The organism is Chryseobacterium sp. BIGb0232 (genome assembly GCF_024810195.1).
Classification (GTDB): Bacteria; Bacteroidota; Bacteroidia; order Flavobacteriales; family Weeksellaceae; genus Chryseobacterium; species Chryseobacterium pennae.
The window spans coordinates 522585-535178 of sequence record NZ_JANUEH010000002.1 but is presented as its reverse complement, the minus strand read 5'-3'; the positions used below and the strand labels follow the sequence as shown (position 1 = coordinate 535178).

General features: G+C 38.4%; 12 protein-coding genes. 7 read left to right on the top strand and 5 right to left on the bottom strand.

Annotation, left to right across the window (positions count from 1 at the left end):
- Positions 1 to 17 precede the first annotated feature (17 nt).
- The 3 genes from M2372_RS08445 to M2372_RS08435 all read right to left on the bottom strand — a co-directional run bounded on the left by M2372_RS08445 (position 18) and on the right by M2372_RS08435 (position 2155).
- Positions 18 to 365 (bottom strand): TerB family tellurite resistance protein, encoded by a 348-nt coding sequence (locus M2372_RS08445; RefSeq protein ID WP_123319889.1) that lies wholly within the window; start codon positions 363 to 365, stop codon positions 18 to 20.
- A gap of 112 nt (positions 366 to 477) precedes the next feature.
- Positions 478 to 1587: a BT_3928 family protein gene (locus tag M2372_RS08440; protein WP_123319888.1), complete on the bottom strand. Its 1110-nt coding sequence runs from the start codon at positions 1585 to 1587 to the stop codon at positions 478 to 480.
- Position 1588: 1 nt separating this feature from the next.
- Complete coding sequence (locus M2372_RS08435) at positions 1589 to 2155, bottom strand: DUF1599 domain-containing protein (protein ID WP_123319887.1); 567 nt, start codon at positions 2153 to 2155, stop codon at positions 1589 to 1591.
- Positions 2156 to 2477: 322 nt separating this feature from the next.
- On the opposite strand from M2372_RS08435, the gene folP reads away from it, so the two are divergent.
- From folP to ilvA, 7 genes are all read left to right on the top strand, one after another.
- Positions 2478 to 3248 carry a dihydropteroate synthase gene (gene folP, locus M2372_RS08430; RefSeq protein ID WP_123320125.1) on the top strand — a complete coding sequence of 257 codons (771 nt, stop codon included), beginning with the start codon at positions 2478 to 2480 and terminating at the stop codon, positions 3246 to 3248.
- Positions 3249 to 3614: 366 nt separating this feature from the next.
- Positions 3615 to 4487, top strand: coding sequence for a branched-chain-amino-acid transaminase (ilvE, locus tag M2372_RS08425; RefSeq protein ID WP_123319886.1), 873 nt, complete (start codon positions 3615 to 3617; stop codon positions 4485 to 4487).
- Positions 4488 to 4666: 179 nt separating this feature from the next.
- Entirely contained in the window at positions 4667 to 6343 is a 1677-nt protein-coding gene (ilvD, locus tag M2372_RS08420) for a dihydroxy-acid dehydratase (protein ID WP_185018833.1), read from the top strand.
- 11 nt (positions 6344 to 6354) lie between these two features.
- Positions 6355 to 8079 (top strand): biosynthetic-type acetolactate synthase large subunit, encoded by a 1725-nt coding sequence (gene ilvB, locus M2372_RS08415; RefSeq protein WP_123319884.1) that lies wholly within the window; start codon positions 6355 to 6357, stop codon positions 8077 to 8079.
- Between the two features lie 15 nt (positions 8080 to 8094).
- A complete protein-coding gene (locus tag M2372_RS08410; RefSeq protein WP_123319883.1) occupies positions 8095 to 8376 on the top strand; it encodes a hypothetical protein in 282 nt (93 codons plus the stop codon).
- A gap of 43 nt (positions 8377 to 8419) precedes the next feature.
- Positions 8420 to 9466 carry a ketol-acid reductoisomerase gene (gene ilvC, locus M2372_RS08405; protein ID WP_123319882.1) on the top strand — a complete coding sequence of 349 codons (1047 nt, stop codon included), beginning with the start codon at positions 8420 to 8422 and terminating at the stop codon, positions 9464 to 9466.
- A 13-nt stretch (positions 9467 to 9479) separates the two neighbouring features.
- On the top strand, positions 9480 to 10742 hold the full coding sequence (gene ilvA / locus M2372_RS08400; RefSeq protein ID WP_115972492.1) for a threonine ammonia-lyase IlvA: 1263 nt from the start codon (positions 9480 to 9482) through the stop codon (positions 10740 to 10742).
- Positions 10743 to 10874: 132 nt separating this feature from the next.
- On the opposite strand, the gene M2372_RS08395 is transcribed toward ilvA, so the two are convergent.
- The gene (locus tag M2372_RS08395; protein WP_123319881.1) at positions 10875 to 12344 is read right to left on the bottom strand and encodes a M20/M25/M40 family metallo-hydrolase; all 1470 of its coding nucleotides are present in this window, start codon (positions 12342 to 12344) and stop codon (positions 10875 to 10877) included.
- A gap of 6 nt (positions 12345 to 12350) precedes the next feature.
- On the bottom strand, positions 12351 to 12587 hold the full coding sequence (locus tag M2372_RS08390) for a hypothetical protein (protein WP_123319880.1): 237 nt from the start codon (positions 12585 to 12587) through the stop codon (positions 12351 to 12353).
- Between the last annotated feature and the right edge of the window lie 7 nt (positions 12588 to 12594).

Below are 12594 nucleotides of genomic sequence, written 5' to 3'. Positions count from 1 at the left end.
TTTGATTTAGGAAGGAATTATAATCCCCATAAGTTTTTCAGCAAAATATAGAAGGTGTGTTCTTCTTCAGTGACCTTGTTGTCTGCTTTAATCAGAGACTTGGCAAACTGAGCAAATTTTACACGTTCATCTTCTGTAGAATCATCCAGGAAACATCTTCCATGAAATTCAAAGTGATCTTTCCATTCTTCAGGCTGTAAAAGAGCCAATGTTTCAAGCTCATTATCAAGGTTCATTCTGAATGGGAATTCATCAGCCAGATATTGCTGTACCAACATTCCTTCTTCAGGAGCAAACTCTCCGTCTACAGAAGAAAGGATCATTAATAAGTGGTAACCGGCGATAGATTTATTTGATTTTTGCATAAGTTTTAAAATTAAGTTTAGTGTTTAAAGGTATAGTCTGGTCTTTATAAGTTTTAGTCTTTATCTTTTGAAATTGACCATTCACTTGTGAAGCAAAACTGACTATTCCCATTTATTTTACATAGTCCTTTGCAGGCTGTTTATCAATAATTTTTCCATTTTGAAGAACCAGTACAAACGGGTTGCTCCTTGCAATGGTTTTAATAGCAGTGCCGTCCATCATGGCATTTTTAATCGTTTTAAAAGTATTCTGATCCGTTGAAACACCATAGATAAGTGTCCCTTTCTGAGCATTTACTTTAGCTTCTACCTTTTGAAGAAGATCTGCAGAAACCTCTTTCGGATGGTAAGAAAATACAAGAATAGCTTTTGGAGCTTTAATGATCTCGTCAGTAAGTTCCATTCCTGTAGGATCTTCAATCTTGAATTTTACAATCTCAGATTTATAACCTTCTTTTACAAGTACAGATTCATTTTTTCCTTCTTCAATTTTCCATGGAGAACCTTCTGCCCAGTATTTTGTTTCCTTGATGTACTCATCCTGATTCACCTTTAAAACTTCATTTGTTTTCTGATTTTTAAGAGAATAAAAAGTTTTGTATTCGGATGGATTTTTATTGATCTTTTCTTTTTCTCCTTTGATATCTGTCCCGATTTTATAATCACGGAAATCGATCATAGGTTCATGCATAATTCCCTGAGCCATAATGTAGATCATTACCAGAGAAAATGCCGCGAAAATATAATATTTGAACTTTCCTGTAGATTCTTTTCTGCTACTGCCATATTCATCCGTTTTACGGAAATCTTTTTTGTACAGGACAAACAGAATGATCAGTCCCATAAGAAGAGCAACATCTTTAAAGAAACTCTGCCAAGGGGTAAATTTAATAGCATCTCCGAAGCATCCACAATCTGTAACCACATTGAAATAAGCGGAATAAAAGGTAAGGAAGCCAAAGAACACACAAAGTGCAATTAGAGCTGATAAGGTAAATTTAAGCTTCATTTTCAGCAGCAGCATAAATCCGAGGAAGAGCTCCAGTACAACAACGATAATTGAAAACAGCAGGGCAAATTTTTCAAAAAACGGCATATTGAAGACTGCAGGTGAAAAATATTCCTCCATTTTGAAAGAGAATCCTACCAGATCCACAGCTTTTACAAAGCCGGAAAGGATAAAAATGACAGCGATAATAAAGCGTAATAAACCTTTGATCATGTTAAATAGTTTTGGGTTCGAATTGGTTTTTTTGTTCAGAGAATTTAATCAGACAGAAAACAGCATAATTCAGCATATCGAAATAGTTGGCATCAAGGCCCTCAGATACGATGGTTTTTCCCTGATTGTCTTCAATCTGTTTAGTTCTTAATACTTTCTGATAAATCAAATCTGTAATAGAAGAGATTCTCATATCTCTCCATGCTTCCCCGTAATCATGGTTTTTTCTTTCCATTAAAGCCTGAGCTTCCCGGGAATATTTGTCATACAGACTTAAAATTTCTTCCTTATTTTCATTAAAATCATTGGAAAGTCCTTTTTCAAGCTGAATAAGCCCAATGATAGAGTAATTGACAATCGCGATAAATTCATCTTCCTCACTTTCATCCACCATTTTTACATCAGTCATTTGCAGCGTACGGATTCTGTTGACTTTAATATAAATCTGATCCGTAATGGAACTCGGTCTTAAAACCCTCCACGCCGGTCCGTAATCCTGTAACTTTTTACTGAAAAGATCACGACACTGACTGATAATTTTCTCGAACTGTACTGATGTTTTTGACATAAAATTTCTTAATCTTCCAAATATACGAATTCGGTTTTGTTTATGAAACGGGTCTGAGGGGAATCATGTTTGAGAGTTATAGGGTTTGAGGGTAGGAATGTAAGAGAGTGTGAAAGTATCGAGTGAAAAATAAGTACTTGAGATGATCTGATTTCTGGCTATTATCCTCCTGTTTCAAGTGCAAATCACTAATTTTGCAGTACATAAAATCATTTATAGACTTCTTATGTTTTCAAACTCTAAAACGCTCGAACCCTCAAACCCTCAAACTTACTCTGTCAACTGTAATGGCAGGCTAGTACAATTAGACACTCCAAAGATCATGGGAATCCTGAATTTGACTCCGGATTCATTCTCAGATGGAGGAAAGTTTAATGATGAAAAACTGGCATTAAAACATGCAGAGAAACTGTTAAATGACGGAGCGGAAATTCTTGATATTGGCCCGCAATCCACCCGCCCCAACGCTGAATTTCTGAACAGTGAACAGGAAATTAACAGGATTGGAAATGTGATTTCTAATATCAAAAAAGAATTTCCGGAAGCATTGATTTCTTTGGATACATTTTACGCAGAAACGGTAAGGTTCGGCTTCAATGAAGGAATAGACATGATTAATGATATTTCTGGTGGGCAGTATGATGAAAAAATGTTTGATACAGCAGCAGAAACCAAGCTTCCGTACATTTTGATGCACATCAATCCATCTTATAAAACCATGCATGATAAGGTTAAGTTTGAAGATATAACATTGGAGGTTAACAGGTATTTTTCTGAAAAGACGGATGAATTGCTACAAAAAGGAGTAAAAGATATCATTTTAGACCCCGGTTTCGGCTTTGGAAAAACAGTAGAAGATCAGATGAAAATGATCAGCGAGGTTGAATATCTTGGGTTTGGGAAATTTCCTTTACTGATCGGTATTTCAAGGAAATCATTTATCTATAAACCACTTGGGAAATCTCCACTTGATATCAATGAGGAAACACAGAAATTACACATGAAAGTTCTGGAGCAGGGAGCCAAAATTATAAGAGTTCATGATGTGGCTGAAGCAAAGGAAACAATCAATCATTTTTTACAGAAAAAATAAAAAGTGATAAAAAAACTTGTGGGTTTTTAAAAAGTTTATACATTTGCAGTATGAATTTTACGAATCAGAAAAATATTATTGTCATTTCTATTGCAGCTGTTGTCATTTACAACAGTAAGGAAACGGCATTTTAAAATAGATTTTTATTTAAATTATATATAAGCCGTTTCATTTTGAAGCGGCTTTTTTTATTTTAATTTTTAAAGTACAGGTATGTATCAGTTATTCGCAGTAATTATTATCGTCATTATTATTCCCTTACGTGTGTGAGACGGAAGATGTATGACTGTACATATATTGAGCCCTCTCACACTGTGAGAGGGCTTTTTTTATTCCCATTTCTTAAATTTTTAACCCCACTATAATATGTATTACAACGACGACACGGTCATCTATTTTGATGGAAACTTCATGAAAGCCAAAGACGCAGGAACCAATCTTTACGGGCAATCTCTTCACTATGGATATTCTGTTTTTGAAGGAATCAAATCTTACAGTACAGCCCACGGAACAAAGATTTTTAAAGCAAAAGAGCATTATGAAAGATTGAAAAGATCTGCAGAACTGATGCATATTCCCTTCAATTATTCAGTAGATCAGCTTACAGATCTTACTTATGAACTGCTGGAAAAAAACGGTTTCTCAGACGCTTATATCCGTCCTTTGGTGACCTGTTCTCCCAATATGTCCCTTTCAAAAGGTAAAGAATCCTATCTGTCCTTATTAGCCTGGGAGTGGAATAACGGTTATCTGGCAGATAAAATGAAGATCATGACATCAGAGTTTCAACGTCCCAATCCAAAAGCTTTTAAAGTAGAAGCCAAAGTCGGCGGACATTACGTGAATTCTATTCTGGCCTGTCAGGATGCGAAAGACAAAGGTTATGATGAAGCTTTGGTATTGGATGAGAACGGGAATGTAGCAGAAAGCTCGGGAGCCAATGTCTTTTATGAAAAAGAAGGAACATTATTTACTCCGGCAAAAGGCAGCATTCTTCCGGGAATTACGCGTCAGACAGTTTTTGAAATATGTGATGAATTGGATATTCCCGTTAAAGAAACCCTTTTTAAACCTGAAGAAATGAGAGGTGCTGATGCTGCTTTTTTCTGCGGTACTGCCGCTGAAATTGTAGCCCTGGATTCAATGGATGATGTTCCTTTTACCAGGAGATGGGAAGATACAGCAAGTGAAAAAGTACAGCAGGCTTATTTGAAATTAGTAAGAGTTCTGTCATTGTAAATTTTAAAAATATAAACAAATGATTTTTAGATAGTTGGGTCTTTTTTGTAAACAGTTGGATATTGTAGTTTTCATGAAAATCAGAAATGAAGAAAATATTACAAGCTGTAGTTTTGAATCAGAATTAAGTAAATAAATGTCATTTTAAGAGATAATAAGAGTAGAAAATGCAGGATAATATGTTAAATAAATATTCAAAAACATTCACGCAGAATAGCGAACAGCCCGCTGCAAAAGCAATGCTATATGGGATAGGGTTTACAGAAGAGGATATGCATAAGGCACAAATCGGAATTGCCAGTATGGGATATGACGGAAACACCTGCAATATGCACCTCAACGATCTGGCCAGGGTAGTGAAAAAAGGAACCTGGGACCATGGATTAGCGGGATTAATTTTTAATACAATTGGAGTAAGTGACGGGATGAGTAATGGTACAGATGGAATGCGTTATTCACTTGTAAGCAGAGATGTCATTGCAGACAGTATTGAAGCGATTTGCGGAGCACAATATTACGACGGGCTTATTGCGTTACCGGGCTGTGACAAAAACATGCCGGGAACAATCATAGCGATGGGAAGGTTAAATAGACCCTCACTGATGGTATATGGTGGAACCATAGCTCCTGGATGCTATAAAGGAGAAACATTGAATATTGTTTCAGCTTTTGAGGCTTTAGGGAAAAAGATAGCAGGTGAAATTTCAGAAGAAGATTTTGATGGGGTAGTCAGAAATTCCTGTCCGGGTGCAGGCGCATGTGGAGGAATGTATACTGCGAATACGATGGCTTCTGCAATAGAAGCGTTGGGGATGAGTCTTCCGTATTCATCTTCTAATCCGGCTTTAAGTAATGAAAAACAGGGAGAATGTATGCAGGCAGGAAAATATCTGAAGACGCTTTTGGAAAAAGATATTAAACCTTCAGACATTATGACGAGAAAGGCTTTTGAAAATGCACTTCGTGTAATCGTTGTTTTAGGAGGCAGTACCAATGCCGTTCTTCATTTTATAGCAATGGCCAAAAGTGTAGGAGTACCTCTTACTCAGGATGATTTTCAAACGATGAGTGACTGCACGCCTATGCTGGCAGATCTTAAACCAAGTGGGAAATATCTGATGCAGGATTTACATGAGCATGGCGGAATACCTGCCGTAATGAAATATTTGTTGGAAGAAGGTTTGTTACATGGAGATTGCCTGACTGTTACCGGGAAAACATTAGCCGAAAACTTAGAACATGTCCCAACACTGGATTTTAATACTCAGAAAATTATAAGACCATTATCAAACCCCATAAAACCTACCGGACATTTGAGAATTCTGTATGGAAATCTTGCAGAAAAAGGAAGTGTTGCCAAAATAACAGGGAAAGAAGGAGAGCGCTTTGTAGGGAAAGCCCGTGTATTTGACGGGGAGAAAAACCTCATCAAAGGAATAGAAAATGGAACCGTACAAAAGGGTGATGTTATTGTAATCCGTAATGAAGGGCCAAAAGGAGCTCCCGGAATGCCTGAGATGCTGAAACCTACCAGTGCTTTGATCGGTGCAGGGTTGGGAAGCAGTGTAGCTTTAATTACAGATGGTAGATTCAGTGGTGGAACTCATGGTTTTGTTGTGGGACATATCACTCCCGAAGCTCATGAAGGTGGGCTGATTGCCTTCGTAGAAGATAATGACCTTATTGAAATAGATGCTGTGCATAACACCATACAGCTTAAAGTTTCAGAGGAAGAAATTGAAAAAAGAAGACAAGGCTGGCAAAAGCCTGCTCTGAAAGTTAAAAAAGGATTGCTCTATAAATATGCATTAACGGTATCATCTGCAGCTGAAGGCTGTGTAACGGATGAAATTTAAAATCAAACATCATGAAGAATTTAAATCGATCAACAGAAACAGAACTGAGCGGAAGCCGGATTATTCTTGAGGCATTTCTTGGGGAAGGAGTAAAGACTGTTTTTGGGTATCCCGGAGGTGCTATTATTCCCATTTATGATGCGCTTTATGATTATAAAGATCAGCTGGAGCATATTCTTGTCCGCCACGAGCAGGCAGCAGTACATGCAGCACAGGGATTAGCGAGAGTATCCGGAAAAGTAGGAGTGGTAATGGCAACCAGCGGCCCGGGAGCCACAAACCTTGTGACAGGATTAGCAGATGCTTTACTGGATAATACTCCGCTTGTATGTATCACGGGACAGGTTTTTGAACATCTTTTAGGAACAGATGCTTTTCAGGAAATAGATGTTATGAATATCACCAGCCCGGTTACCAAATGGAATTATCAGGTGACTGATGCCAATGAGCTTCCGGAAGTTCTGGCTAAAGCATTTTATATCGCCAGATCAGGACGCCCGGGGCCGGTACTCATTGATGTGACAAAAAATGCTCAGTTACAGAAAGTATCATACAAAGAATATACTCCCTGCGATTCTTTAAGAAGTTATACACCTGACCCGATTCCATCGTTGGAAAATATTGAACAGGCAGGGGAACTCATTAACCAGGCAGAACGTCCGTTCATTATTGCAGGACAGGGGATTACGCTGGGGAAGGCAGAAAAGGAATTTTTGAAATTTGCAGAAAAATCCGGAATTCCGGTAGCATGGACTGTTTTAGGAATGGGTGTTCTTCCTACAGATCACCCTCAAGCTGTAGGGATGGTAGGAATGCATGGAAATTACGGACCTAATATCCTTACCAACCAATGTGATGTCCTGATTGCAATAGGAATGCGCTTTGATGATCGAGTGACTGGAAGGCTGGATCAGTATGCGAAACAGGCAAAGATCATTCATCTGGATATTGATAAAGCAGAGATCAATAAAAATGTAAAAGTGGATGTTCCGGTTCTTGGAAACTGTAAAGAAACTTTGCCTCTTCTTACAACTGTGATTCAAAAAAGAGAACATCCGGAATGGCATCAGAAATTTAAAGATTGTCTTGAGACGGAAAGTATTAATCTGATTAATGATGAACTGTTTCCTACAGAAGAAGAAATTACAATGGGAGAGGTGATCCGGTATCTTAATGAAATGACGATGGGAAAGGCTGTTATTGTAACAGATGTGGGACAACACCAGATGGTAACCTGCCGGTATTCAGAATTTAAATTTCCAAGAACTAATGTGACCAGCGGAGGATTGGGAACGATGGGATTCTGCCTTCCTGCTGCAATAGGAGCTGCTTATGGAGAACGTGAGCTTCCGGTGATCGCAGTGATGGGAGATGGAGGTGCCCAAATGAATATTCAGGAGTTGGGAACCATCATGCAGTATCGTCCGGAGGTTAAAATTTTAATTCTGAATAACAGTTATCTGGGAATGGTAAGGCAGTGGCAGGAGCTGTTCCATGAAGAGCGCTATTCTTCTGTAGATATCCAGAGTCCGGAGTTTGTACAGGTGGCAGGCGGATATCATATTTCCGGAAGAAAAATTACACGAAGAGAAGATCTTAAAGAAGCGCTTAGAGAAATGCTTACTCATAAAGGGGCGTTCCTGCTGGAGGTTATGACAGGAAAAAAACATAATGTATTTCCGATGATTCCACAGGGAAAGAGTGTTTCAGAAATTGTATTGAATAATCAACAGTAAAGTAAACAGAAAAATATGAAAAAAGAACATAAAGAGTATACCATAACAGCCTATACAGAGGATTGTTTGGGGCTGATCAGTAGGATCAATGCTATTTTCTCAAGAAGAAGGATTTCCATGGTGAATTTCAATATGGGCCCTGTTGAAACAGAGAATATAAGAAAGTTTGTGATCACCATCAGGGAAACAGAGGAATCTGTTCAGAAGATCACCAGACAAATGGAAAAACAGGTAGATATATTAGAGGTTCATTATCACAGGAATCCATATTTCACAGCAATAGAATATGCTAGTTAAGTAGAAAATTAAAATTATAAATAACAAAATTAAATTATAGAAAATGGCAAAATTAAATTTCGGAGGAGTAGAAGAAAATGTAGTAACAAGAGAAGAATTTCCATTAAAAAAAGCTCAGGAAGTATTAAAAGATGAAGTAGTGGCTGTCATTGGTTACGGAGTACAGGGACCAGGGCAGGCGCTTAATCAGAAAGATAATGGCGTTAATGTAATCGTAGGGCAGAGAAAGAATTCGAAATCCTGGGATAAAGCAGTGGCAGACGGGTTTGTACCGGGTGAAACATTATTTGAAATAGAAGAAGCTTTAGAGAAAGGAACAATTATCTGTTACCTTCTGAGTGATGCTGCACAAATTGAATATTGGCCCAAAGTAAAGCAACATCTTACACCTGGAAAAGCATTGTACTTCTCACATGGCTTTGGAATTACCTTTAGTGAACGTACCGGAATTGTTCCTCCGGCAGATGTAGATGTTTTTCTGGTAGCTCCCAAGGGATCAGGAACTTCATTAAGAAGAATGTTCCTTCAGGACAGAGGTCTGAACAGTAGTTTTGCCGTTTATCAGGACGCCACAGGAAAAGCCAGAGAGAGAGTAACCGCTCTGGGAATTGCGATAGGAAGCGGATATTTATTTGAAACAGATTTTAAAAAAGAAGTATACAGCGATCTTGCCGGAGAAAGAGGAACATTGATGGGAGCAGTACAGGGAATATTTGCGGCACAATACGATGTATTAAGGAAAAACGGTCACAGTCCTTCAGAAGCATTTAATGAAACTGTGGAAGAACTTACCCAATCCCTTATGCCGTTAGTAGCAGAAAACGGAATGGACTGGATGTATGCCAATTGCAGTACAACCGCACAAAGAGGTGCTTTGGATTGGTGGAAGCGTTTCAGAGATGCCACTTCTCCTTTATTTGAGGAATTGTATGATAATGTTGCCGCGGGAAATGAAGCCCAAAGATCAATTGACAGTAACAGCAAGCCTGATTACAGAGAAAAACTGGAGGTTGAATTAACAGAGCTGAGAGAAAGTGAAATGTGGAGGGCAGGAAAAACTGTACGCAGCCTGAGACCGGAGAATAATTAATACATAAAGAAAAATGAGGACGGGAGAAACTGATTTATCCATGTTGGATACTGTTTATAAAGCAGCAGAAAGACTTAAAAATGTGTGTATCAAAACCCCTTTGGCTGTTAATAATAATTTGTCAGGGGCTTATAATGCAAAAATATACTTTAAAAGAGAAGATCTTCAACGGGTAAGATCTTATAAAATTCGAGGTGCTTACAATAAAATGACAACGATGTCCCAGGAAGAGCTTTCCAGAGGAATTGTCTGTGCCAGTGCCGGAAATCACGCTCAGGGGGTTGCTTTTGCATGTCATATGATGAAAGTGAAAGGAACTATTTTTATGCCTTTACCCACTCCCGGACAAAAATTGGAGCAGGTCAGGATGTTTGGTGATGATGATATTGAAATTATCCTGTATGGAGATACCTTTGATGAAGCAAAAGAAGCTGCGATGAGGTTTTGTAATGAACAGGATGGAATATTCATTCATCCCTTTGATGATCCTGCGATTATCGAAGGACAGGCTACAACGGCACTGGAAATTCTGGATCAGGCAGAAGCCCCTATTGATTATCTTTTTGTTCCCATTGGTGGTGGTGGCTTGGCAGCAGGTGTTTGTTCCGTATTTAAGGAACTGTCTCCCCAAACCAAAATTATCGGGGTAGAACCTTCAGCTGCAGCAAGCATGAAAAAAGCCCTTGAAGCCGGAAAACCTGTACACCTTGAAAAAATCAGCCGTTTTGTAGATGGTGCCGCAGTACAGCAGGTAGGTAATCTCACTTTTGAACTGTGCAAAAATACATTGCATGATATGGTGACAGTAGAAGAGGGGCTTGTGTGTGAAACGATCCTTTCCTTATATAACAAAGATGCTATCGTTGCGGAACCGGCAGGTGCCCTTTCTGTGGCTGCATTAGAAAAATATAAAGATCAGATACAGGGTAAAAATGTAGTATGTATTATCAGTGGAAGCAATAATGATATCACCAGAATGGAAGAAATTAAGGAAAAAGCTTTGCTGTATTCCAACTTAAAGCATTATTTTCTTGTGAGGTTTCCTCAGCGTCCCGGAGCTTTGAAAGCCTTTGTTATGGATGTGCTCGGACCTAATGATGATATTACTTTTTTTGAATATACTCAGAAAAATTCAAAAGAAAAGGGGATCGCTGTGGTAGGAATTGCATTAAAACAAAAAGAAGATTTCACTCCACTCATGGACAAGATGAAAAAGCAGGATTTTTTTGTGAACTATCTTAATAACGATCCGTCTTTGATGAATCTGCTGATTTAATTGTTATAAAGATGAGTCTAAAATCTCACCATATTTTTATTAGCCATGAATGCACTAATGATTTTATTCGTGTATTCGTGGCATTAAAACAAGAAAACTCCGGCTCCCTTCAGGGAGCCGGAGTTGGTCATTTTATCTTTCAAGCGTAAAATTCGAAATCACTTTCGGGCGTTCAGTCTCATTAGCTACTTTCCAGGATGTTCTGTACATCCATTCTGTCATTTTATACAGCTTTTTGTAGTTGATGTTTTCAGATTCATCCTGCGGAGTGTGGTATTGGTCGTGCAGTACACTGGTGAAAAACACTGCCGGAATCCCAATTTTAGCATACGGAAGATGATCACTTCTGAAATAAAAATATTCAGCATGATTCGGAGAATCCCAATCTTTTAAATACTTGAACTTTGTACTTTCATTATTGGCATCTTCAGCCATTTTTACAAGCTCTTCAGAGTTTTTGTGAGGGGCGTTTCCTCCTAATAAAGCAGCCTCATTATTATCATTTCTTCCTATCATATCACCGTTCAGTACGGCTACAATTTTCTCTTTCGGAACTACAGGATGGGCAGCATGCCATCTCGAACCTAATAAACCTCTTTCTTCAGCACCATGGAAGACAAACAGAATACTTCTTTTTCCCGGCTGCTTTTTATAAGCTCTTGCCATGGCCAGCATCGCAACACAGGTACTGGCATTGTCATCAGCACCATTATAGATCGTGTCGTTTTTTACAGGATGTCTGATTCCGTCGTGATCCTGATGCCCACTCAGCAGAACATATTCGTTTTTAAGGACAGGGTCTGTCCCTTCAATTTTCCCAATGATATTTACTGAAGGATATTTGTACGTTTCAGTCATCAGGTTAAGAGAAACTTTAGGATTGTTTTTTACCCAGTTGGCATTCTCTCTCTTGATCCAGAGAACAGGGATGTTATTGGTGATTTTCTCTCTTAATCCTTCTACACCATAGCTGCCTCTGGTCATTTGAGGAAGAACCTCCACCCAGCTTTTTTCAGAAATATCATCCGTAATGAAAATGATAGCTTTTGCTCCCAGTTCATTCGCTTTATTGTAATATTTTGTTCTTACAAATCCGGGATATCTTCTTACAAAAAGAGTCATCTCCTTATCAATGTTTTTATCAGAAGCATTGATAGCAAGAACTTTTCCTTTAAGGTTTAGCTTAGAAAGATCTTCAGGTTCTGTATTCCCGGCGTATACAATTTCTGCATCTAACGAAGCATTTACAGGTTCTGCAACAAGGAAATCTTTCCACAATTGTAGCGAGGTATCTCCGATTTTCAGGGTGCTTTGTGGAGTCGTCTGATGTCTGTACATCTCAAAAAACTGGAAAAAAGTACCGTTGTCTCCCGCAGGTTTCATTCCGGTTTCTTTAGCTTTGTCAGCCAGCCACATAGATACTTTCAACTCATCCAGTGTTCCTGCTTCACGACCCCAGAACTGATCGGCGGCCATTTCATACATATCCTTTCTGAGATCCGTTTCTTTAATAGCTGATACCAGCGGTTTTTTGTAGCTCTGGGCGTTTCCGATACTGAAGACAAGAAGCCCCAGTAATGAAAAAAGATAGTTCTTATTCATCAGCTTTTAATTTAAACTGTCAAGTTTGTCAGCAAACTGTTTTGAGAATTCTTTTCTGTCCTCTTCCAGTTTCTCTGCATCAGTAGGTAAAATATAGTTGAAAAGAATCTTGTCCTCGTTGTCTAAAAATATAATTTCTTTTTCATTTCCGTCAATCATCTGTGAGAAAATAACCCACATGGAAGTGTCTTTTAATTTTAATAATTCAAAAAAGGCTTCCGCTTTTATTTCTATTCTTTGCATGTTAATG